Annotated in this window: 17 protein-coding genes and 1 pseudogene; 4 read left to right on the top strand and 14 right to left on the bottom strand. The window is 61.1% G+C overall.

The window, feature by feature from the left end; all coding sequences use genetic code 11:
• The first annotated feature begins 218 nt into the window (after positions 1–218).
• Positions 219–3,071 (top strand): XrtA/PEP-CTERM system TPR-repeat protein PrsT, encoded by a 2,853-nt coding sequence (gene prsT, locus CKO35_RS05930; protein ID WP_200173586.1) that lies wholly within the window; start codon positions 219–221, stop codon positions 3,069–3,071.
• Positions 3,072–3,107: 36 nt separating this feature from the next.
• On the opposite strand, the gene CKO35_RS05925 is transcribed toward prsT, so the two are convergent.
• The 3 genes and pseudogenes from CKO35_RS05925 to CKO35_RS18335 all read right to left on the bottom strand — a co-directional run.
• The gene (locus tag CKO35_RS05925; RefSeq protein ID WP_200173584.1) at positions 3,108–3,983 is read right to left on the bottom strand and encodes a class I SAM-dependent methyltransferase; all 876 of its coding nucleotides are present in this window, start codon (positions 3,981–3,983) and stop codon (positions 3,108–3,110) included.
• Between the two features lie 102 nt (positions 3,984–4,085).
• Entirely contained in the window at positions 4,086–5,072 is a 987-nt protein-coding gene (locus CKO35_RS05920; protein ID WP_200173582.1) for an EDSAP-1 family PEP-CTERM protein, read from the bottom strand.
• Positions 5,073–6,370: 1,298 nt separating this feature from the next.
• A pseudogene (locus CKO35_RS18335) lies at positions 6,371–7,228 on the bottom strand (ThiF family adenylyltransferase); the annotation flags it as partial.
• 189 nt (positions 7,229–7,417) lie between these two features.
• Between CKO35_RS18335 and CKO35_RS05910 the strand changes: the two are divergent.
• Positions 7,418–8,176 (top strand): PEP-CTERM/exosortase system-associated acyltransferase, encoded by a 759-nt coding sequence (locus CKO35_RS05910; protein WP_200173578.1) that lies wholly within the window; start codon positions 7,418–7,420, stop codon positions 8,174–8,176.
• Positions 8,177–8,247: 71 nt separating this feature from the next.
• Positions 8,248–9,114, top strand: coding sequence for a GNAT family N-acyltransferase (locus tag CKO35_RS05905; RefSeq protein ID WP_200173576.1), 867 nt, complete (start codon positions 8,248–8,250; stop codon positions 9,112–9,114).
• Here CKO35_RS05905 and CKO35_RS05900 read toward each other — a convergent pair.
• The 3 genes from CKO35_RS05900 to CKO35_RS05890 form a co-directional block, all read right to left on the bottom strand.
• Positions 9,086–10,021 carry a PAS domain-containing protein gene (locus tag CKO35_RS05900; RefSeq protein WP_200173574.1) on the bottom strand — a complete coding sequence of 312 codons (936 nt, stop codon included), beginning with the start codon at positions 10,019–10,021 and terminating at the stop codon, positions 9,086–9,088. The genes CKO35_RS05905 and CKO35_RS05900 overlap by 29 nt on opposite strands.
• 71 nt (positions 10,022–10,092) lie before the next feature.
• On the bottom strand, positions 10,093–13,623 hold the full coding sequence (locus CKO35_RS05895) for an efflux RND transporter permease subunit (protein WP_200173571.1): 3,531 nt from the start codon (positions 13,621–13,623) through the stop codon (positions 10,093–10,095).
• An 11-nt stretch (positions 13,624–13,634) separates the two neighbouring features.
• Positions 13,635–14,621, bottom strand: coding sequence for an efflux RND transporter periplasmic adaptor subunit (locus tag CKO35_RS05890; RefSeq protein ID WP_200173569.1), 987 nt, complete (start codon positions 14,619–14,621; stop codon positions 13,635–13,637).
• Between the two features lie 532 nt (positions 14,622–15,153).
• On the opposite strand from CKO35_RS05890, the gene CKO35_RS05885 reads away from it, so the two are divergent.
• On the top strand, positions 15,154–16,092 hold the full coding sequence (locus CKO35_RS05885; protein ID WP_200173567.1) for a THxN family PEP-CTERM protein: 939 nt from the start codon (positions 15,154–15,156) through the stop codon (positions 16,090–16,092).
• A 32-nt stretch (positions 16,093–16,124) separates the two neighbouring features.
• On the opposite strand, the gene CKO35_RS05880 is transcribed toward CKO35_RS05885, so the two are convergent.
• The 8 genes from CKO35_RS05880 to accB all read right to left on the bottom strand — a co-directional run bounded on the left by CKO35_RS05880 (position 16,125) and on the right by accB (position 23,579).
• Positions 16,125–17,552 (bottom strand): phenylacetate--CoA ligase family protein, encoded by a 1,428-nt coding sequence (locus CKO35_RS05880; RefSeq protein WP_200173566.1) that lies wholly within the window; start codon positions 17,550–17,552, stop codon positions 16,125–16,127.
• A gap of 25 nt (positions 17,553–17,577) precedes the next feature.
• Complete coding sequence (locus tag CKO35_RS05875) at positions 17,578–18,363, bottom strand: PEP-CTERM/exosortase system-associated acyltransferase (RefSeq protein ID WP_200173564.1); 786 nt, start codon at positions 18,361–18,363, stop codon at positions 17,578–17,580.
• A gap of 132 nt (positions 18,364–18,495) precedes the next feature.
• Entirely contained in the window at positions 18,496–18,747 is a 252-nt protein-coding gene (fis, locus tag CKO35_RS05870; protein ID WP_200173562.1) for a DNA-binding transcriptional regulator Fis, read from the bottom strand.
• Positions 18,744–19,730 carry a tRNA dihydrouridine synthase DusB gene (gene dusB / locus CKO35_RS05865; protein WP_200173560.1) on the bottom strand — a complete coding sequence of 329 codons (987 nt, stop codon included), beginning with the start codon at positions 19,728–19,730 and terminating at the stop codon, positions 18,744–18,746. Before dusB ends, fis begins: the two co-directional genes overlap by 4 nt.
• Before the next feature lie 120 nt (positions 19,731–19,850).
• Positions 19,851–20,843: a zinc-ribbon and DUF3426 domain-containing protein gene (locus CKO35_RS05860; protein ID WP_200173558.1), complete on the bottom strand. Its 993-nt coding sequence runs from the start codon at positions 20,841–20,843 to the stop codon at positions 19,851–19,853.
• 8 nt (positions 20,844–20,851) lie between these two features.
• Positions 20,852–21,739, bottom strand: a complete 888-nt coding sequence (gene prmA, locus CKO35_RS05855) for a 50S ribosomal protein L11 methyltransferase (protein ID WP_200173556.1) — start codon at positions 21,737–21,739, stop codon at positions 20,852–20,854.
• Entirely contained in the window at positions 21,739–23,085 is a 1,347-nt protein-coding gene (gene accC, locus CKO35_RS05850) for an acetyl-CoA carboxylase biotin carboxylase subunit (RefSeq protein WP_200173555.1), read from the bottom strand. The genes prmA and accC overlap by 1 nt, the downstream gene beginning before the upstream one ends.
• Positions 23,086–23,111: 26 nt before the next feature.
• Positions 23,112–23,579, bottom strand: a complete 468-nt coding sequence (gene accB / locus CKO35_RS05845; RefSeq protein WP_200173553.1) for an acetyl-CoA carboxylase biotin carboxyl carrier protein — start codon at positions 23,577–23,579, stop codon at positions 23,112–23,114.
• Positions 23,580–23,582 lie beyond the last annotated feature (3 nt).

Here is a 23,582-nt window from a genome sequence, read left to right as displayed (position 1 = left end):
GATCAGATTTTTTGACGAGAAGGCATATAAACAGCGCGTAAAATTTATGTCTTTATGATGCTGAAATCAACACTTTTGGCTGGTATGGGGAGTGTTGATGAAAGTATGTGGCATTGCGCCGATTTCAGTGTTGCAACCATAATGGCAGTCTCAGTCATGCAAGCCGGGTCATGTCCTGCCGGAATATTGATCTTGATATGCGGAGACCCGGAGTTTAGATGATGGAGTACTTTCTGGGAGTGATGCGCATGCGTCCGTATTTCCTTGTCCGCGAACCTTCCGGCCTCAAACAACCCGTGTCGTTGTGCCTGACTTGGCTGGGTGTGATCCTGTTGTCGGTGATGCTGGCGGGGTGTGGCCGGACATCCTATTCCGTTGATGAGTATCTGGCCCGGGGAATGGACTTCGAGGCCCGGGGCGATCTTGCCGCCGCGGTCATCGAATACAAGAATGCCCTGCAGCAGGAGCCCGCCTCCGCGGAGGCGCGTTTCAGGCTGGGCATGGCCCTGTTGGAGCAGGGAGATGCGGTCGGCGCACGCCAGGAACTGGACCGGGCCAGGCGACAGGCTTGGCCCGAGGAACAGGTGCTGGTTCCATGGTTACGTTCTGGACTTGTGCAGGGACAGTATGGATGGGTGCTGGACAACAGCCGTCACGTGGATGACCTGCCGGCTGTGCCTGGCGCCCAGGTCCTTGCCATCCGGGGCGGCGCACTGTTCGGCATGGGTAACCTGGGCGGAGCCCGTGAACTCTTCAATGCCGCATTGAAGGTTCAGCCCGACGTGCTGGATGCCCAACTGGGCTTGGCGCTGGTTGCCTTCAATCTGGGCGAGGGTGAGGAGGGTGTTCGTCATTGGCTCGAACAGGCCCTGGAAACCGCTCCTGATTCCGCCGAGGCCTGGGAGCTTTGGGGCGATCTTGAACGCTCTCTCGGGCGGTTGGATGAGGCCGTTTCGGCTTATGGAAAGGCGATTGAACTGAGCCGGTTTCCCTTTCTTCTGCATGTCAAGCGAGCGATAGCCCGTCATGCCCAGGAAGACCATGCTGGTATGCAGGCCGATTTGCGTAGCATGAAGAGACTCTCTCCGAATCATCCGGCCACCGGTTATGTCGAAGGACTGATGTTCTATGAGCAGGGCCAATATGGTGCCGCGCAATCCGCTTTTGAACGCAGTCTGAGCGCAGGGGATGGGTTTGACCCCGCGGTGTTCTTCCTGGGCGCGACCCATTTCGCCTTGGGCAACCGGGAACAGTCGGAACACTATCTGCGACGCTATCTGTCCGCCTATCCCCATTCCGATGAGGCTGCCCGTCTGCTGGCCATGGTGCGCCTGCAGGAAGGGGATCTGGACCGGGCGGAAGGCTTGCTTCGGTCGGTGCTTGGGCGCAGCCAGGATGATGTTCTGGCACTGAATCTGATGGGTAATATCTTCATGTCACGGGGCCAGTTTGCCGAAGGCACGGACTACCTCCGGCAACTGACGCGGATTCGCCCCGATGATCTTCAGGCCCGGGCGCGTCTGGCGGAAGGATTGCTGCTTTCGGGACAGACTGAGGAAGGCCTGCGCGAGCTCAGGAGCATTATTGAGCAGGTGCCGGATGCATACCGTCTTGAGGCCGTCTACGCATTGAACCTGATTCAGACCGGAAGGTTTGACGAGGCGCTGGAGGCCGCCGGGAGCTTGAAGGCGAGTTTGCCGGATAATCCGTTGGCCTACAATCTCGAAGCCATGGTGGGATTGGGCAGGGGGGATATGGATCTGGCCAGGTCGGCCCTGCGGGAGGCCCTGGACAGGCTGCCCGGCGAGCCGGTGACGACATCGAACTTGGCTGCCATCGAGTGGGGGCTGGGGAATACCGACGAGGCGGCCAGGCTCTATGGGGAGGGGCTCAAGCATAACCCGGGGCACACGGCCCTCAGCCTGCGCCTGTCGAGGCTCAAGGCGATCCGGGGCGAGGTGGCCGAGGGGGTCGCCGTGCTGGAAGCCGCCGTGGCGGCTCATCCGGAAGCTCTGGAGCCACGGCTGGTTCTGGGGGGGTACCATCTGCGGGAGGGGATGCCGCAGCGTGCCGCGGAAGTCCTGCAACCGGCCCGGGATAGCGGCTCCACCGACACGCGCCTGCTGGAGCTTCTTGCCAGTGCTCAGCTTGAATCCGGCGCCGGTGGTCAGGCAATCACGACACTGCGCCTGCTGTCGGCGCAGCCGCTGGCCGATGCCGATGCATGGCATCGACTGGGATACCGGTTCGAGCTTGCGGGTGGTGTTGATGATGCCAGGGTTGCCTATGGCCGGGCATTGGAACTGAGCCCCGGTCATGTGGGAGCCCTGCCCAATCTGGCGTTGCTGGAATTAAAAAGTGGTCGCGGGGATGAAGCGTTGCGTGTTGCGCGTGTCATGCAGGGCCAGGATGGGCTTGCCGCCGCCGGTCATGCAGTGGAAGGGCGCGCACATGCCATGGCACAGCGCTGGGATGAGGCTGCGACGGCCTTTGACAGGGCCTATGGGCTGAATCCGGCAGCGAACCATGCCATGAGTCTGTCCCAGGCCCTTCTGGTGGCGGGGCGTGTCACAGAGGGGGTGGAAGTGCTGCGTCGTCATCTTGAACGTGTCCCCGAGGATGCCACGGTGCGTAACCATCTGGCCGAAACCTATCTGCTGTTGGGGGCTGTGGACGAAGCGATCGCCCAGTATGAAACGCTGCGCCGCTTGCAGCCCGAAAATCCTCTGCTGCTGAATAATCTGGCTTACCTGTACTTCGGCACGGGGAACGACAGGGCGGTCGAATATGCGGAGCAGGCCCATGCCCTGGCGACGGAAAACCCCGCCATCACCCATACCCTGGGTTGGATACTGGTCAACCGGGATGATCCGGAACGGGGTCTGGCGCTGCTGGAAGAGGCCAGGCATGCGGTGCCGGAGCGCCCGGATGTGAGGTACCACTATGCTGTGGCCCTGGAAAAGGCGGGCAGGCGAAGCCAGGCACGACGGGAATTGGAGGCATTACTGTCCGGGGTGCCGGAGTTTCCTCAGCGGGAAGAAGCAGCGGCCCTCATGGAGCGAATCCGGTAGGGGCGGTTGCCCCGGGGTGGTGGTCTGCCCCCTGACCTACAACAGGGGGCTGCTCAGGCCGCCGAGGCCGAAAAAGGTCTTCAGATCCTTCAGGTCCCGGCGGTGGTGTGGCGGGAGCTGTTCGCGCAAGCGGGCGAACGTCTCTCTCAAGGCCTGTTCATCGGCGCGCCTGGAGGGGCTCTTGATGGCCACCATAAAGGGGAAGATGAAGGTGCTGTAGAGTCTGCTCCGCTCTGCCAGATGGCGGGCATGCCCCCGCTGAAATGCCTCCTTGGGGAACGCCGCCCAGAGTGAGTTCCGGTAATCCTCGGTGAACAGGTCCGGTTGCCGGTCTGCATACTGATTGGCAAAGTATTCGATGGAGCGGGGGGATTTCAGATGACCAAAGTCCACCAGATAAAGCCCACCGTCGGGTTTGAGCACTCTTGATATCTCGTTGAAGGTGCTTGACAGGGTTTCTTCATCGGGCAGGTGGTGGAGCGCCATGGTGGACATGACCGCGTCGACGGATTTCGCTTCCAGAAAGTCCAGTGCGTCGATGCTTCCGTGCCGGAACTCGATATTGTCCAGTTGCTGCTCGGCAATGTGTTCCCGCGCCCGTGCCAGCATTTCCTCCGAAAGATCCACGCCGATGAAGCGGACGTCCGGATTAAGGCGAGCCACCAGGGCCAGCTGTGTGGCGGGTCCGCAGGCAAGATCCAGGACGGTATCCCCGGGGCGGATCACATCGCAGACCTGGGCAGCGTGGAAGTGATACACGGGGGCCATGACCCCGTCTTCCCGTCCGGCACGGGTATAGGCCGCCACCTGTTCGGGATCCGCCATGATCAGATCGGGTTCCGTGCGCCGTGGGGCACGCTGCCGGGTGATGACTTCTCTGAGGGCAACCAGTAGGACGGCGGGGCTGGGCATGGGCCTTGATCCTCTGTGGAGATGATCACGAAATAAAGAAAAGAAGGGGCACGACATCCGTGCCCCTTCTTTGCCTGATGGTGATCCGGCAGGTCTTGATGATTATATACTTCTGCGCCGGGTTGCGGTCATCGTGGCACCCAGCCCCAGCAGGCCCAGGCCGAACAGTGCCAGGGAGGCGGGTTCGGGTACGACGGCACGTCCTGCGTCAGTCTCAATGGTCATGCGGAAAGAGGCCTGGTAGAGATTGCCTGCAAGGAGCGGAGCGGTGGTGCTGGAGAAGCTGATGGGGCCGCCGGTGTCACGAATGAGCTCAATGTTCATCGGCAAAGGCGCGTTCAGGCTGAGTGTGTTGGTGCCGTCTCCGAATACGTCAGGCGTGAAGTTCCAAATGGTACCCCCGCCATTACTCAGGTCCGTGATTGAAAAGGAGAGAGAGTAGGCCGCCGTAGCAAAGGCAGGGAAGACCTCGTTGCTGGAAACAGCTACCTGCAGGAAGGCGTCAAGGTCGAAACTGAAGGTCAGTCCATCATCCTGGGCAAGACTGAATATAAAACTGGTGTTCAGATTGTTGTTGGAGTTCGATGAGGCATCCGCCGATCCGATGTCCACGCCCACGTAGGAGGCATTGGCGATGTTGGCCGGATCGTTGCCGAAGCCCGGCAGGCCAGTGATCGGCGAGCCGGATTCGAATTGGTCTCCGGCGGCATAATTACCCGTGGTCGGAGGGGCGGTCAGTTTCGGAAAGGTGTTTTCAGTCAGCCCCAGACCGAGGCAGCCATTGCCCACGCACTGTGCGCCGATATCAATGGGTACTCCCGTCTGGGTCGTTGAATCATCAATTGCGAAAGCCCCGCCACCTGAACCCGTGAGGGAGCCATTGACATCTGCCGTGCCGACGAAGGTGAGGACTGAAAAGTCACTTGCATCCAGCTGTCCACCGCTGCCGCTGATCATGAAGTTGGTCATGTTCAGCACGCCGCCAGCCATGACATAGGCATGAGCCTGGCCGGCGCCCGCCAGAACCAGCGTGCCGGTGACGGCAACGGCCAACAGATTGCGCCGAAGGGTTTTGTTGTGTGTCTTCATGTTCTGTTGCTCCCGCTAGAGTTCCGGTGTTGAGTGCCTTTGCCAGGCTCTTTCGAGATTCCCTGAAAGGCATGGGATTCTCTTCTTGACTGGTTCCAAGCAGAGATCATGCCTGTTTTTTATCTATTTGATTTGTTTTGATTTTAATTGGGTTTGCGTCTAGCTGAATGTGGTTCATGTAAATTTTGTCGACGGGTTTAGTCGCAGCGCAGGGCCGCGAGTGGTAGCCGCAGCGAGCGGGCGGCGGGGGCGGGGCCATAGCCTATCCGGCCCATGAAGACCGCTGATTCCAGGGCATCCGTGCCGATGAGTCCCTGCAGTTCCCGGGTGAGGCGCATGGCACGTTCGATGGAGGGCTGGTGGCGGGTGAATTCCACCTGTTCCCGCACATAGCTGGCAAAGATCAGGGGGGTGAGTTCGGGCTGAAACTGCAGCCCCTGGCCGGCGGCGGTCAACCAGAATCTCTGCACGGCCCGCCCGCCGGCGATGTGATCGTCCAGATGGCGAACCGGTTTGTTGGCAATGATGACGAAATGGGCGGCGCACCCCAGTGCCGGGCGGACATCCATTTGCAGCCGCGGCAGCAGGGTACCGCCCAGGTAAGTGTTGAGAAAGTGCACCCGCCGCCAACTGCCCAGGGCCCACCGCATGAGTTTCAGGCCCAGGGGATCCATGCCCAGTGCCTGATCCGGTAGTCGGTCCTCACTATACTGGCTGTTCCACTGGATGATTTGCCGATGGACCGGGTAGGCTTCCGGGGTGGTCAGGCGGATGTAGGCGTTGTCGTACAGCAGCCTTGCCATGCGCCTGAGCCCGTCCCGTCCTTCCAGCCAGATGACCCGGTAGCCCGCCCCCAGCGATGCCTCCAGGGCCACACGATCCCGCGGCAGCAGCGGCTTCCGGCTCAGGGGGAAGCGGTTGGTGCATCTGGCTTTGATATGGGCGGCCAGCGGTTCCGGGACGGGGCTGTCCCGGGTGGTCAGCCGGATGTCGAAGCAGGGCGTGGTTTCCGGTGTGTCCAGCCGTCGCTGAATCTGACAGTCATGGCCGCGGGCGCGGGCCGCGATCTCCAGGGTCTCCAGCAAGGCGCCCAGGGCAAGCTGGCTGGCATGACCTTGCAGGTCATAGATGACATGATCCCGTGTGTCGAAGCCGTGTATCACCAGATGCCGGGTATCACGGATTTCAAAACGCCATGGCTGGGTGTTGTCGCCGCTTGGTGCCCAGCGCGCCAGTGCCAGCAGTTCCTCCATCAGACCCTGGGGTGTCGGTTCCGGTACGGGTGCCGGTGTTCCAAGCAGTCGTGCAACCTGGCGGTATCCCAGGTGTCGCTTCAGGGTTTGCAACGGGCCGCGATTGCCCCAGCGCAGTTTGCCGCGCCGGTATGTCATCCTGTAGGCATCAAAAGTATGGAACCAGGGTGCCGGATAGAGGGGGCCGCGTTGCAGCAGGATCTTCAGGGCCTCTGTCCCCATGACACCGGTGGCAAGGCGACAACCCATGATGGTGGAGGGCCCTCGTTGTTCCGCCAGGTTCAGGCGCAAGGGATCGACCAGGTAGCTTCGTTGCAGGGATGAGGGGGTCAGCCCCACCAGGAAATTCACATATTGCCTCTCATTGGTTTCTCCCTCCAGGCGGAAATATTCATCAAAGCTCATGCCTCCAGGCATGAACAGCAGGTAGGCGGTGCCCATGCCGATGGGGCCTGCCGTGATGGCGGGGATCTGTAATTCCGCGCAGCGTCGAAAGACTTGGGCGCGTATTCCCGGGGCGAAGAAGTCCAGGCCGTCCACGAACAGGTGTACCCCCTCAAGGAATTCATCCAGGTTGCCTGCATGGATGCCTTCCGGGAAACTGCGGATGTCCAGTTCGGGATTGATGTCCCGGGCCATGTCGGCCATGACCTGAACCTTGGTCTGCCCCTGGGTCTGCATGGTCGCGCCGGATTGCCGGTTGAAGTTTTGCAGTTCGAATACATCCGGATCCGCGATGTGGAAACCGCCGATACCCAGGCGGGCCAGGGTTAGCAGGTGGGTGCCGCCGACGCCGCCCATGCCGGCGATGGCGACGCGTCGGGATTTCAGCAGTGTCTGCTCGGTCTGCGTCAGCCAGCCCAGATTGCGGGAAAAGGCCAGTTCATGGTCAAAGAGGCTCATCTATGGTGTCCCAAGGTTGGTGCCGTGGCAGTATGGCTGGTGTCATTGTCATGGGTCAGATGAGTATAGTGCCCGACGATGCTTGGAACGAATGTCCCCCGGACTTTGCTCCCCTGGCCTGTGCATGAGCTATGCTTCCCTATGGATTGGGTTTGATGGATGTCCCCCCCCTGGATGGAATAAAGCGCCATGAAAACACCTTCTCTGGTTGAGCATTTTGCAAGCTATTTTCAGGTGTTGCTTGCCGATACCGAAGCACTCAAGGATGAAGCGCACAAAGTGCGTTACGACGTTTACTGTCGTGAGTTTGCCTATGAAAAGGAGGAAGACTGTCCTGGTGGGCGCGAGCGTGACGAATACGATGCCTTTGCGCTGCACTGTATTATCCGGCATCGGGCATGTGATGTACCCGCAGGTTGTATCAGGGTAGTGATTCCGCCTGCCGAGCAGCCGGGCTTCCTGCTCCCGATGGAGGCCTTCTGCCGGGACAGCCTGACGCATTCCGAATTGAAGCCGGAAGCCTTTACCCGTGATCGGATTGGTGAGGTATCCCGCCTGGCGGTGCATACCCAGTTCCGGCGCCGCCGGGGTGAGTCGGATTCGCCAGCGGGTTACCCCGGCTGGGATGAAATGTCCGAGGAAGAGCGGCGCACCTTCCCCTTGTTGGGGTTGGCGCTGTTCTGTGCCGGAACCTCACTGATGCAAATGGCAGGTCGGGAGTATGCCTTCGTCATGATGGAAAGGCGTTTGGCCAGGATGCTGCAATCATCCGGTTTTCCATTTGTCCGTATCGGAGAGCCGATGGAATACCATGGAACTCGCGCTGCCTATTATGTCCGGGTAGAGCAGGTGATCCATTCGATGCAAGGTGATATTCCCGGGTTACATAATTATGTCCACGAGAGCTTGATGAATGGAGCGAGGGGCGGTAGTTTGCCGGTTTTGTGATCCGATACCCGACCCGCCGCCGACAACATGCTTTAATCCCGCTCGGGTCAGTGTAATCATGGGGCTAACGCATGTTCGGTGCACGCTATGAAGTTATTGTTGCCGATACACCCGGTACTTTGCAGATTCATCACGAAATCCGCTATCTGGTTTATTGCCTGGAAAAAGGGTTTGAGGATTCCCGTGCGTTCTCCGATGGTCAGGAATCCGACCACTGGGATTCTAATGCCACCGCCTTCATCGTGCGAGAACGAGAAACCGGTCAATGGTTGGGTGCAATGCGTCTGGTGCATTCCGTGCAGGGAGAATTGCCTGTGCATCGGATCACTCGCGTAAGTGCCGGGGATGCCAGTCCAGTGACTGGGGGTGCCGTGGAGCTGTCACGGATCTGCATCACGCAAGATTATGTTCGCCGCCGAAGGACCGGCTCGATGACCTCGGATGCCCCGGGCTGGGGAATTCAGGGGGGAGATGGTACCGGGGTTGTTTGGCGTAATCAGCAACGAGGGCCGTTGTTCAGGACAACGCCAGCCGATGATGGTGAGTGTCTCAATCGGCAGGGCATGAATGCCATGGTTGGTCCTGTTTTGGCCAAGGAGGAGCTTTCATGTTCTCTGACGCTTCCCATGCGGTCTGAGTTGTTTGCTGTCATGCTTCGAGCCGCCATCGAATACAGCCGGGACCGGAATATCCCCTACATGTATTTTCTGGTGAATCGGGCCCTGGCCAGGATGGTTCGCCGCCTGGGTTTTGAATTTTCCCTGGCTGGCGTTCCGTGCGAGTACCGCGGCACCCGTTACCCCTTTCTGGCCCATCTGGATACGGCCGTACAGCGAGCCATTCAGGCGTCACCTGATATGGCCCGGCTGTTTTTGCACGGGGGAGAACCCTATCGCCTTGCTTCTGCGCCTAGGCACTCTTGCCGAGAATGGAATTGAGGGATGCCAGCATTACCTCACCGCGAAAGAGTATCCCCCCGTTTTCCAGTAGGCCCAGGCAGATGTGTCGTTGTTGCTGCAGGCGCGTGTGTCCCAAGCCGCCACCGTTGCTAGCCACCTGTTGAGCATCACTCACCAGCAGATGCAGGGCATCGGCACTTCGCAGGCGGCGTGCCAGCGTCTGGTTCACGCTGAACTGATGTGTGGTATAGACCATGGGATTGGCGTAGAAGTCATGGCCTGCCGCATGGGTGCGTTCCAGTAATGCGCAGGAGATGAGAGCGGTGGGGAACATATCGGGATAGTTGATGTGATCCTCCAGTTCATCGAAATAATCCGCCTGTCTGGCCAGTGAACCGGACAGCAGATTCTTGGCGTTGCTGTTGGTCATGAACTTGCGTTTATGGAACCAGCCTCCCTCTGGCAGCAGGCTGCGGTCGGGCAATGGAGGCAGATTCTCGGACAGCTGGAAGGGGGGTGTCAGGTCAGGCAGCGTCAGTGGGTGATCGGAATCCCTGATTTGTCCGAGCAACACCATGCCGTTGGTTTTTCTGACAACGACACGATTGGAGCGGATCCAACGGCCGTCCGGTGTGCAGGTTCGCTTGGTGGGTTTGATTTCCATGCGAAAGGGTTCATCGGTCCGTAGTACCCCCGCAAAGGTGAACTGATAGTTGCGATAAGCAGGCGGAGGGTCGTCCGGCGTGCTGTCCAGCAGGCGGTGACGGGTTACCCGGTATTCAGCCAGGCATTCCATCTGAAAGCCCAGTACGATGGGGCCGCCGAAGGGATTCTGATGGATACGATGCCATTTATCAGCATCGTGAAAGGGGTTAAAGTCGTCGGTGGCATTGCGGGCCACGTCCAGATGGATCTGACGATAGACCTGGTCATCTTCTGCGGTCATTCTTCCTGCCATCCTTTCCTTTTCCGGCTTGTCTGTGACCTTGCCCTGATGGGTACGGGCATCGTCGTTGCTCAATGGGCCGTGGGATCTTCCGCCACCGCCTCCAGCTCGCTGGCCATCTGTTCCAGCACGGGGAGACGAGGGTCATCCGGCGTCAGCCGACGGGCAGCGCTTAGATAGCGCCGCATCCTTGCCAGGTAGCCCAGGTCCGCCCCGTAGGATCGCTGCATGAACAGGGCCAGGGCCTGAGCGGCACACAGGTGGAAGACCGGACTTTGCGGTGCTTCTCGGGCGCCGGCCTCAAAGAGACGGATGGCTGATTCGTATTTTGCCAGGGAGAGTGCACGTTGACCCTCATTGTAAAGTTTACGCAGCACGGGATAGTTGACGATGGTAGCCAGGTGGTCATCCATCTTCTGGATTGGGCGGCCGCTGAGGGCGCCCTCGGTAATCATCTTCAGCAAGCCCTTTATGGGAGAGGGGCTTTCCTCATCCAGCGCTCGCGGAAGGGGTAAGGCGGTGGCCTCCTGGCGGACCGAAGGTCGAACAATCAGGCTGTACATGATGGGAATCACAAACAGTGTCAGTACGGTTGATACCAGCAGGCCCCATACGATGGCACTGGCCAGAGGTCCCCACATGAGCGATTTTCCTCCCAGCCCGACCGCCAGCGAAAACAATCCGGCAACCGTCGTCACCGAGGTGATGATGATCGGGATGAAGCGGCGCCGGGCGGCGTTGAGCACCGCATGCATCAGCGGCATACCGCGGCGCAGGCGGTCGTTGGCGGCGGAAATGAGTACGATGGCGTCGTTCACGGCAATACCGGCCAATGCCACGACACCATAGAGGGTATATACGCTGAGCGGTTGCTGGCTCACCAGCAAGCCGATCAGAACGCCGGTGAGGGCCATGGGCACCACGGCCAGTACGATCAGAGGCTGGGTGTAACTGCGGAACTGGGTGCCCAGGATGAGGTAAACCAGCATCAGACCCAGCAGGAACAGCCACCCCAGGGCTTCGATGCTTTCTACGATGTCGTCGAAGTCACCCGTGAAGTCCAGATCGATATTGGGATACAGGCTTGCGTAACGGGTATTCCACTCCCGTTGGACAAGACGGTGCGCAGTGGCGGCATCCATGACGGACTCATCCAGTTCGGATTCCACCGTGATGGTGCGCCGAAGGTTGAAATGTCGGATACTGCCTTCTGCCCGGATGATCTCGTAATCAACCAGTTGCCCCAGCAGGATGGGACTCCCATCAGGCACGCTGATCGGAGTATCCAGGAAGCGGTCGATGTCTTTCACCGCCTCTACGCGAGCACGCACACGTACACCGATGCGTTCGCCACGATCCCGCATGGACGCGACCACTTCCCCGTCCGTAAGGAGTCGCAGATCCCTGATGACATGGCTCGGATCCAGACCCGCGCGCAGGATGGCATCCGGGTTGAGGCGAACCGACAGTTCCATGCCGCCGGCGTAGGCATCGTCAACCACATCATAGGTACCAGGAATGTTCTGCAGGATGCCGGTGACATGGTCTGCCGCCCTCCGGATCTCTTCTAGATCATTCCCTCTTACCTTCACGCTGACCGGGCGCCCCATTGGCGGGGCCCCGGAGATGCGACGTTCCATCCAGATGGATTCCGGGCCAGGCACCTGGGCAGCGACCCGTCGGACGGCTTCGATGATCTCATCCACATCCCGTCCCGTTCGGGTTTGTGGTCGTAGGCTCACCTGGATCTGACCCTTGGCGGTGCCGAACAGACTCTCCGCATTGGTGAACTGGATGCCGGCATAGCTGGCCTTGGAGCGTAGCTCATCCCCCCGGAACTCAGTCGCAATGGCCGATTCCACCGCCATGGTGGTCGTCAGGGTCTTCTCCAGAGGGGTGCCCGCCGGCATTTCCACGTTTACGAAGAATAGCCGGGCCGAGTCCGTGGCAAAGAACTCGGTTCGGATCAGTCCCAAGGCCACGAAGGTGAGTGCCAGGATCAGCAGTCCGGTGAAAAGACCCAGTGTCATCCTGGGGCGTCTGAGGGCCTTGGTCAGGATCAATCCATAGCGCAGTCTTGCTTTTCTGACCATTTTTGACCGCAGACGGCCCGAGCGGGTAAAACGATCAGGTTTTGGGCGGGAGGCGGCGATGTGGCTGGGCAGGATCCAGAAGGCCTCCACCAGACTCAGTATCAGTGCCACGGCGACGACGATGGGCGCCACCTTCATGAATTCGCCCAGCACACCGGGCACCAGCATCAGGGGTAGGAAGGCTGCAATGGTGGTAAGGACGGCGGCGGTGACGGGGGCCGCCACCTCTCGGAGGGCATCGATGGCCGCATCCATGGGAGGTATGCCCTGTTGTAAACGACGGTGGATTGCCTCGGCGACCACGACGGTGTCGTCCACCAGCATGCCCAGCACAATCATGAGGCCAAGCAGGACGATGACATTGAGTGTCTGCCCGATCAGTCCGAGAAACAGGAAGGTGCCGGCAATGACGAAGACCAGGCTGAAGCAGGTGGCGAAGGCGATCCGTGAACCCAGGAGTAGCCAGGTGGTAATCAGTACCAGAAGCAGTCCGATGGCCGCATTGCTCTGCATGGTGCCGATGGCCTGGCGAGTGACCAGTGTCTGGTCATCCAGCAAGACAATCTGGACGCCGGTGATGGGGCTGGCGCGATCGTTATAGTCGTTCAGATAGTTCCGGATTCGGTCGAGGAATTCCAGTTCGTTGGCATCGTCCTGCTTGAATACCGGTAGCAGGATCGAGGGGTTGCCAAGGTAGCGCGCCAGATGATCGGCGTCTTCGCGCCCGCGGACCACCTGGGCAACGCTGCGCAAGGGGATTTCACCGTGGGCTGAAAGCAGGGGAATGTCGGCAAGATATTCCGGGTCATTTTCCGTGCCTTGCAGACGCACCAGCCATTCCTGGTCTCCCAGGCCCACCGTACCCGCTGCCAGATCCCTAAAGTAGGTGCTGACGGTCTGTGCCAGTATCGAAGGTGTCAACCCCAGGCCCACCAGTTCGTCCGGGTGGAACAGTACCTGAAGTTCAGGGTCCCGAAGGCCGATGGGTTCCACCCGGTCGGTGCCGGGTAGCCGCTCCAGATCCTGCTGGATGCGCTGCGCCTGGAAACGCAGGTTGTCGTCGTCGTCCAGTCCGACCACGGCGATCATGGTGGTAGGGTAGGCGTTGGCACTGCTGATGGTGGTGATGCTGGGTCGGCGAGCTTCCGCAGGCAGATCGCTTTCGACGTTCTGGATCTCCCTGTGCAGATCATTGATCCGTTCATCCACTCTGCGCTCACTCATTTCTTCCAGGCGTATGATGATGAGCGAGACATCACGCTGGCTTATGCTGGAAGTGAACCGGATATCCGACACCCGTTCCACGGCTTCTTCCAGCACGTCAGTCACCTGACGTTCGATATCCGTGGCCGATGCGCCGGGCATGAGTGTCTGGATCGTGACCCAGTTCAGATTGACGGTCGGATCCTGTTGTCTGGGTAACTGAAAATAGGTGATGACGCCAACGATCAGGACGCCAAGAAACACCGCATTAGCCAGGAAGTGGTTTTCCAGAAAACGGCGATACATGCCGGCCCCCATCAGCGCTCGATGATCCGGACGGAGTCTCCGTCACGCAGGCCAAAGCGCCCATCGACGATCAGTCGGGTATCTCCGGGCAAGTCCATCGGAGGGGGTTGCCCCTCCCTGACGCCGGGAGCGAGTATGAACCTGGCTCTGCCATCCTCTTCCACAAAGATTCCCAGGGCGTTTTCTCGCCTTACCAGCAGGTCGGCGGGCGCGTGACGCAGCCCTGAAACCCATTCGATACGTCCCACCTGCCCGGGCAGAGCTGCTTCATGGGTGAACACAAACCGTACATCCACGCTTCGAAGTCGCTGATCCACCACGGGAGAAACAGCACGTAACTCCACCGGGTAATGCACACCCGCCGCCACGAAACGGATTTCTCCCGCGGCCTGAAGGGCAGGCAGGTCCTGCTGCTGGATATTACCGCTGACTTCCAGGTCCCCGGCGTCCAAAATTCGTGCGATGGGGGTGCCGGCCTGCACCAGTTCGCCGACACTGCCCAGACGCTCGATGACCACGGCGTCGAAGGGGGCACGGATTTCACAGAGGTTGACGCGTCGCTGGGCGGAACGGGTGGCGGCCTCCAGCCGCAGCACTTCGGCCCGGGTGCGCAAGGCCTGGGCCTGACGCTCGTTCAGGAGCTCCGCGGACACGGCCTGTCGGCGGGCCAGCTCCTGAGCCCTTCCCAACTGAAACTGGGCAAATTCTGCGTCCGCCCGTGCGGCCTGTGTTGTGGCCCGGACCTGCTGGAGGTCCAGGCTGTGTTCCTCGCAATCAAGCCTTGCAAGCAGGGCGTCAGCTCTCACCACTTCCCCCACGCGCACGACCACTTCCTGCAGCACACCATGGATTTCGGCACTCACGCGGGTATCGTTGAGGCTGACTGTGGTTGCCGGGGCACTGCGTATCGGTTGGAATCCAAGGTCGTCCAATGTACGGGTGGTGACGGGTTTTTCTCCGGCCATGGCTACGTCCATGGCTAGGGCCAGGCAGGTCATGAGGCAAACACTATACAGGCCTCGAATCATGGTGTTACCCCGCAGGTTCCCGACGCTCAAGTGGTGGTTCTGAGGATTGTTCCTGACCAGTATAGCCTTTGCGCTCCTTGTAAGGCTTGCCGTCCAGGTAGTTCATTGATGGCTACCGGAAAAAGCATAACGTCATCAATGGCGTTGCTTATCTGGTGTATTCGCAAAAGGAAACAAAGGCCGAGTTTTCCAGCGCCACCTCCCGCGCACGTGGGAGTCAGGAATTTTCAGTTTGTCACTGGATTCCCGCTTGTGCGGGAATGACTCAGAGTATGAGGATGAAGGATTCGGAACACGGAGTGGCTGATTCAGGGGGACCGAGTGGTGTGGTTTTTTGCGTGTCGGTCTTTTTTACGAATTAGAGCAGGTTGCGAGTGTGGTTTTTTTTTCCTGATTATAAGATTTTGATCACATTTGTATTTTTGTTTTTGGTCTGCTTTTTGCTGGTGGTGCGTGTGTAAGGCCGATTCTTCGTGCCCCTATTCCGTGAAGGAGATCGTAGATGAAAACATCATTTAAAATCACTGCTCTGGCATCGGTGCTTGCGGCAGGGGCACTGGTCGGCACCGCCAGCGCCGCACCGCTGACTCAGCTGTATTTCGTGCAGGCCGCCGGCTGGCTTGACCCCCAGAACGATGGTAATACCGAGACATTTTTCAATCCGTCAAATACCGGTCTGACCCTGAGCGCCAATAACCCGGTCGGTACCCCTCCTGGTTCCGCGAATACCTTCGAGCAGCTGGCTTGGAGTTCCTCCATGAATGGTGGCGCGACCAGTTCACTGACCATCGGGTCATTCACCTCCGCCAACAGCCCGTCTTTTCAAGGTGCGGGGTGGACCCAGGGGCAGTGGTGGACTATTGATCAGTTGACCCAGGTGAATCAGGTTCTGACCGTTCCACTGAACAGCAATGTGCCAAACCCCCTCTGGATCGCCGATATTCTCGGCAATTTCCGGGTTTTTTCTGATTCAACCTTCAGTCTTGACAGTATGTTGCTGGAAGACCTGGATGCCGTGACCCGGGTGAGCTATTGGGAAACCCTGAACACCGGTCTGGCCCAGAACTGCCCGGGAGGTAATCCCACCGGCAGTACGGTTCCTTGTGATGATGTCTATACCGTGTTGGACATTGCGCTGGATTCCCTCAGTTTTGAGCTGGATAACTACCTCTACTCCATTGATTTTCAACTGGCTCCCGGAAATGGTGTGCTCATCTGTACGGGGCTTGAGTTAGAGGGTCCCTGCACCAATCCAGGCGCATCTCCCCAGTCTGGTGAGTTCTTCCGGGTGTGGGCTGCCGAGCAGGCCCAAACCCAGATCTTTGTCCAGGCCCGCTGGACTGCCCAGGAAATCCCCGTGCCTGAGCCCGCCATGCTGGGTCTGCTGGGTATCGGACTGGCGGGTATGGGGTTCGCCGCCAACCGTCGCCGCCGCACCTGATATGTCTGTTCTCCCGCGGGGTGGGATGGTGATCAGGCGCGAGGCAGATAGGTGAACTTGCGCTCGTAATCCAGCCCCATCCCGTAGGGGAAGTCCTCATGGGGGTAACAGCGAACCCGTGGAGGGGGGCGCTGACGGTCTACAGCCTCTGCATGGACCAGTGCCTGAAGGCGGTCGGCAACCTCCGCCGGAGATGGTGTTGCCAGCCCCGAGCGCACTTGTACCTCCCATTGTTGAGCCTGAGGGTCGACGCGGAAAGCACCGGACACACAGTCTGCCACCCGTGGATCCCGATACAGCAGTGACTTGAAATGATCCACCCGCCACCCTGAGCCGATCCGGTCCTTGGCGCGCCCCTGCAGGGCGATCATGGGCAAGGGGCCATGCTGGAGGGCTTCGGCCACCGGGCAGGGAAGGTCGCTGAAATCCTCCGCCCGGGGCCACCGGGCCGTGTCGCCGGTGCGGTAACGAATGAGCGGAATGGTGGCTTGGGGGTCCAGCACCGTTACCACCAGTTCTCCGTTGCCGTTGTCGTCCGGTGCGTGGATTTCCACCAGCGTGCGCAACGGGTTGTAGCAGAAGAAAAAGGGCGGGGGATGCAGCGGTTGCCGGCGGTGCAGGGCGCGACGTGCGGCGATGGTTTCCCTGGTCTCGAAGAACAGATTCAATCCCAGTTCCCCCACGCCCATGGAACTGCCGATCATCGGGCCTTCCGGCGTGTCCGGGTCGATGCCGAGCCTGGCTCCCGCGTAGCTGCGAAAATCCTCACTGAACGTTTCTTCGCCAAGGATCGCCTGAAGCCGGACCTGAGACCAGTCAAACCCCTGTTCCGCGGCATGGTCCAGCAGGCGCTTGAGAAACAGGGGGTCGGTACACAGGATCACCTGATCAAAAAGGGGGCTGGCCTGGCGGATGATGGCCAGGGCCATGTCTTCACGGACGCTGACGTTGGCCACGCAGACGGTGCGCGAGTTGAACACTACCCCCATGGGCAGGCAGTTCACCAGCAGGGTGGAGTGGTCATCCACGCCAAAGGCCATCTGCAAACCCAGGTCGATGGCATCGGGACCAGTCGCCATTTGTCGGTGGGTGGTCAGGCCGAAGGCGAAACGATCACCTCCATGGCCGGAACTGGTCAGGATGCCGCCCAGTGTCTGCGGCGGCGTGCCTTCAATCATCAGTGCCTGTAGTGGGAAACGGCCGAAGGTGTTCCCTTTGTCCAGCAAGGGCGCGTCACGGAGGATGGCCTCGGCCTTCATCGGGTGGGTGTTGAGGCCAGCTTCACGCAGCAGGGTTCCATAGGCCGGCGAACCGGTGGCCGCACGGGCAAAGCATTGCTCCAGGCGCCGACGTGACAGGGCCCGCAGGGTTTCCGGTCTTTGTCGGGAGAGTTGCCGGAGCAGGAAGCGCCTTTGCAGGCGTCTCCATGTGCGCCGAAGATTGTCTGTTACTCGGTGCATCCGTACTCCGCTTGCGAGGGCCTGATCAGGGCGCGTGCTGGAACCATCTGAGTAGTTCGGGCCTGGTTCGCTGCAGACGACGTTCGATTTCCCTCAGGTCGGCAAGGTAGGGGGTCACCGGGCCATAATAGTCGCGTTCCTCCCCAATGGGTTCGAACACGAAATCGAACCGGGAAAGGATCCTGATCAGCGATTTTTCCATGGCGGCATACCAGTACTGGATACCCTTTTCGCAACTGTAGCGGTACATCTGGCGATAAAGTCCAAGTACCAGGAGGGGGGAGTTGCTTCTTCGTTCCTGCCCTGGCAGATGTTTCGGCGCTGGCATGCCGTCGGACTCATTGACACCGAACCATGTGTCCCCGGTGCGGCGACGATAGCTCCTGCTGACCGCCAGTCGGGATACCTCGGCGCTCAAGGAGGCGGGTGGAGGGAGGAAATTCTCGAAGGGTGGGCAGTGATATTCGAATGGGAAGGGTTCCCCCCCGGGGCTTAGTACCAGGCGGACGGTGCCTGCAATGTTGCCCTGGGTGTTTCTGGCGGTAAAGTGGGCAGAGCGTTGATCGAAGGGATCTCTTTCCAGGCCGTCAGGATATTCCGATATGGGCAGGAATCCCCGTTCCTCGCAGTAAGTGCGGTAACGCAGGGCAAATATTTCGGAGAGGTTGGGGTTGCTGCAGCCCATTTCACATGTCTGAAGGGTGAACCATTTATTCAGTGCGCCAAGAGCCGTCGTTGCTGCATCCATAACAACAGCGGAGGGTGCGGCGGCCTTATCTGGGTCATCCGGAGAACGGCTGGCGATGATCATGTCCCGGGGCCTCCGCAAAGGTAGCGTCGCAAGGGGTTCAGGGCTGAGACGGACGGCACATTCCTTGAATCTCAGAGGCTACATAGAGTGATTATGGCAGGTAATGGGCCTGCTGGCGGGTCTGATGATCACTTACGCCAACCCATACTGCCGCAATTTCTTCCGCAACGTCCCCCGGTTCAACCCCAGATACTGTGCCGCCCGGCTTTGATTGCCGTCGCAGTGCCTGAGCACGGAGGTCAGCAGGGGGCGCTCCACCTCCTCCATCACCAGTCGATAGACATTGTCCGGTTCGTGGCCGTCCAGGTGGGCGAAGTAGTCATCCAGGGCCTGGTACACGGCCTTGGCCAGGGTTTCGCTCTCTCCCTTGATCTCGTGAGTCATGCGGCAATTTCCTCGCCTTGGCAGAGCGACTGGAAGTAGCGGGTGATCAGCTGTTGCTGGGTGATGCGGTCCGGGGCACGCAGGATGCGGGGGCGCCAGTCGGCGGCGCCGGGGCGGCCGTCCAGATACCAGCCGATGTGCTTGCGGGCGGTGCGTACCCCCAGGTTCTCTCCGTAGAAATCGTACATATGGCCCAGGTGGGCCTGCAGCAGGGCATGGACCTGGGCCGGGGTGGGGTCGGGCAGGTGCTCGCCGTGGGTCAGGTAGTGCTGGATTTGCCGGAACAGCCAGGGACGGCCCTGGGCGCCGCGGCCGATCATGAGGGCGTCGGCGCCGGTGATCTCCAGTACCCGTCGGGCCTGCTCGGGGGTGCGGATGTCGCCGTTGGCGATGATGGGGATGTCCACCGCCTGCCTGACCCGGGCGATGGCCTGGTAGTCCACGGTCCCCTTGAAGCCGCAGGCGCGGGTGCGGCCGTGGACGGTGAGGGCCCGGATGCCGTGATCCCGGGCCAGACGGGCGATGTCGGGGGCATTGATGTGATCCCGGTCGACGCCCAGGCGGATCTTGAGGGTGACGGGGACCGGCACGGCGGCGACAACGGCCGCCAGGATACGGGCCACCCGGGGCGGGTCGGCCAGCAGGGCGGCGCCGGCGCTGCGGTTGACCACCTTGCGGGCGGGGCAGCCCATGTTGATGTCGATGATCTGGGCACCCAGGTCGACGGCGGCCCGGGCGGCCTCGGCCATCATCCCCGGATCATAGCCGGCGATCTGGACGCTGCGGGGGGCGATCTCGCCGTCCTGGTCCAGGCGCAGGCGGGATTTGGTGGTCCCCCACAGGCTCATGTCCGAGTGGACCATTTCCGACACCGCCAGGCCGGCGCCCTGCTGTCGGCACAGTTGACGGAAGGGTCGGTCGGTGATGCCCGCCATGGGCGCGAGGATCAGTGGCGGGTCGACGGTGTGGGGTCCGATGTGCATGGGCTTTAAAGGGCGTGATGCGTGGTTTGCGCCGGACAGAGCATGATACCCAGTGGGGGGCAGGGTATAAAGCCCCTTTCCCGGATGTGTGGGGATAGGTGGTCTGAAATCTGAAAGAGGTCAGGGGGCAAGGAAACGAAATTCGTAGGATACCGCCGCTGCGCCCGGATCTTTCAGGTCCAGTCTGATGTCGGCGGGTGTTCCGGGGGGCATCAGGCCATTGGCGGGGTGGAGAAGGTAGGCGTCGGATGCAAGCCGTCTCGCGGCGATGGGGCGACCCATGATGTCCATGAAGACCATTTCCATGACCGGCCAGTGTTGCGGGAAATTCGCACGGTTTTCCACGCGCCCGGTGACCATGAGTGCGCCTGGATAGGTGGGGTGAGTGTGTACCTGACGGTTGATCAGGTGGATTGCATTCAGGTCTGCCGGCGGGGGCAGATCGCAGTTCAGCCAGTTGCAGGCTTGCCGTACCCAGGGTTCGGCTCCGGGGTGTTTCAGCAGGTGTTCGCGTTCGTTGTACGCCAGTTGGCCTGCCAGAAGGGCTATCAGGGTCAGGCAGGCCAGGGCCCAGATCAAGGTGCTGCCGAGGGGGGGAGACCGGGGGGCAGGCTGTGTCAGGTCCGGGAGAAGGGCCGCCGGTATCATCGCGGGATGGTCCGGATTGGCGGTGTCGGCCTTGGCGATGGGGACGGATGCCTGGGGCGCAATGATTTCCGGAGCGGGGCTGGCCTGAATGCTCCTGCCATGGGGGATGACGGAAGGGGGGGGCAGTATGGGTATTATCGGTACCGGTAAGGGGAGGTCCGGCGTGGTGGTAGCGCTCTTCGGCTCCGCCTGCGGGTCGAAGTCGACGATCTCGCCCTCGTCTTGCGTGGCGTTCTCAATGGTCCCGGAATCTGCCTCGAAGGGGGAATGGGAAGATGGTTTGGGGGTGTCTTCCCCGAGGGTGGGGATTGATGGCTCCACCCAGGACAAGGGCGAGGGGGATGATGGATCCTGAATATCAAAAGTCTTGCCGCATTCACCGCACCTGACCTGCCCGCCGGAAAATTTACGCAGCGAATCGCTGACATAGAACCGGGCCTGGCAGTGTGGGCAAACCTTCAGCATGGGGGTTTTCAGGGCGCATTGACGCGCCTCACCCCCTGCAGCAGCGTCCAGCCGTCCTGCCGGTCGGCCACGCTCATCTCGAACCAGGGCTCATGGGCGGAGGCGACTTCCTCGGCCTGACGGTCCAGCAATCCGGCGAGGATGATGCGCCCCCCGGCCCGGGTGCGTCGACCCAGGGCCGGGGCCAGGGCGATCAGGGGGCCGGCCAGGATGTTGGCCATGGTCAGGTCGAAGCGGATCTCGTCCGGCAGGGCGTCGGGCAGCGCCGCGTGCAGTCGCTCCGGGGCGATGCCGTTGCGCTCGGCATTTTCCCGGGTGGCGGTCATGGCCTGGGGGTCGATGTCCACGCCCCAGGCATGACGGGCACCCAGGGCCAGGGCACCGATGGCCAGGATGCCGGAGCCGCAGCCGTAATCCAGCACCTCCTGGTCCACGGGGGCGTGACGGTCCAGCCAGCCCAGGCACATGGCGGTGGTGGGGTGCGTGCCGGTGCCGAAGGCCAGGCCCGGGTCCAGGCGGATGTTGACCGCCCGCGGGTCCGGCGCCTCGTGCCAGGTGGGAACGATCCACAGGCGCTCCCCGAAGCGGATGGGCTTGAAGTCATCCATGCAGGCCCGCACCCAGTCCTGGTCCGGCAGGATCTCGTGATGGATGCGGGCCGGCTCCAGGCCCAGCGCCCGGGCCAGGGCGGCAGTGAGGCCGGGGATGTCCGCGTCGGGGCCAAACAGTCCGGTCACCAGGGTGTCCGGCCACAGGGGGGTTTCCCCCGGCAGGGGTTCCAGCAGGGGGTAGTCCCCGGCGTCCCGCAGCATGACCGAAATGGCCCCCAGGTCCAGCAGGGCGTCTTCCACGGTTTCGGTCTGCTCGGCCGTGGCCGGAATGGTGATCTGGATCATCAGCTCTGTGCCTTGAGTTTCTTTTCCAGGTAGTGGATGTCCGTGCCGCCGTTCTGGAAGGCCACGTCATTGATCAGATCCCGGTGCAGGGGGATGTTGGTCTTGATCCCCTCGATCACGATCTCCGACAGTGCCCCGCGCATGCGTGCCAGGGCAATCTCCCGGGTGGCCCCGTAACTGATGAGCTTGCCGATCATGGAGTCGTAGTAGGGTGGCACCTTGTAGCCGTTATAGATGTGGGTATCCACGCGGATGCCCGGCCCGCCGGGGGCGTGGTACTGGCCGATGGTCCCCGGAGAGGGCATGAAGGTGGCCGGATCTTCCGCATTGATGCGGCATTCGATGGCGTGGCCCTGCAGTCTGACCTGCTCCTGGGTGAAGCTGAGCGGTTCGCCGGCGGCCACCCGGATCTGTTCCCGCACGATGTCGATGCCGGTCACCATCTCGGTCACCGGATGTTCCACCTGCACGCGGGTGTTCATCTCGATGAAGTAGAACTCCCCGTCCTCGTAAAGGAATTCGAAGGTGCCCGCGCCCCGGTAACCGATCCGGCGGCAGGCGTCGGCGCAGCGTTCACCGATGGTGTGGCGCTGTTCTTCGGTGATGCCGGGGGCAGGGGCCTCCTCGATCACCTTCTGGTGGCGGCGTTGCATGGAGCAGTCCCGCTCCCCCAGGCTGACCGCATGGCCGTGCTCGTCGGCGATCACCTGGATCTCCACGTGCCGGGGGCGCTCCAGATACTTCTCCATGTAGACGGTAGGGTTGTTGAAGGCGGAGGCCGCCTCGCTGCGGGTCAGGGAGATGGCGTTGATGAGGGCACCGTCGGAGTGGACCACCCGCATGCCGCGGCCGCCGCCGCCGCCGGAGGCCTTGATGATGACCGGGTAGCCGATCTTGCGCGCCAGGGCCAGGTTCTCTTCCGGATCGTCCCCCAGGGCGCCGCCGGAGCCGGGGACGCAGGGCACGCCGGCGGCGATCATGGCGTCCTTGGCGGAGACCTTGTCACCCATCAGGCGGATGGTGTCGGCCCGGGGGCCGATGAAGACGAAGCCGCTGGATTCCACCCGTTCGGCAAAGTCGGCGTTTTCCGACAAAAAACCGTAGCCGGGGTGGATGGCCTCGGCGTCGGTGACCTCGGCGGCGCTGATGATGGCGGGGATGTTGAGATAGCTGTCGATGGAGCGGGCCGGGCCGATACACACCGACTCGTCCGCCAGGCGCACGTGCTTGAGATCCCGGTCCGCGTCGGAATGTACCGCCACGGTCTTGATGCCCATCTCGCGACAGGCCCGCAGGATCCGCAGGGCAATCTCACCCCGGTTGGCAATCAGTATCTTGTTGAACATGTGCTTGTCTGGCCCCTGGTCGTCGTTCAGTCGATGATGAACATGGGCTGGCCGTATTCCACCGGCTGACCGTTTTCCACCAGGATGGCCTTGATCACGCCCGCCTTGTCGGCCTCGATCTGGTTGAGCATCTTCATGGCTTCGATGATGCACAGGGTATCACCGGCATTCACCGACTGGCCCACTTCCACGAAGGCGCGGGCGCCGGGGGTGGGAGCGCGATAGAAGGTGCCCACCATGGGGGCGGTGACCTGGTGGCCGGAGGGCAGGGCGGGCTTGTCTTCCACGGCGGGCGCCGGTGCCGGCGCGGCCGGTGCGGCGGCGGGCGCGGCGCCGGGAACCATGTACTGCTGGGGCGGCATCATGAAGGCGGTGCCGCTGTTGGGGGCTGCCCGGGTGATGCGGACCGATTCTTCACCTTCCTGGATCTCGATCTCGTTGATGCCGGATTCTTCCAGCAGTTCGATCAGTTTCTTGATTTTTCTGATATCCATGGC

The sequence above is a fragment of the Ectothiorhodospira shaposhnikovii genome, assembly GCF_016584105.1.
Classification (GTDB): Bacteria; Pseudomonadota; Gammaproteobacteria; order Ectothiorhodospirales; family Ectothiorhodospiraceae; genus Ectothiorhodospira; species Ectothiorhodospira shaposhnikovii.
The sequence above is the reverse complement of the archived record's forward strand: the minus strand, read 5'-3'. Positions and strand labels throughout refer to the sequence as shown.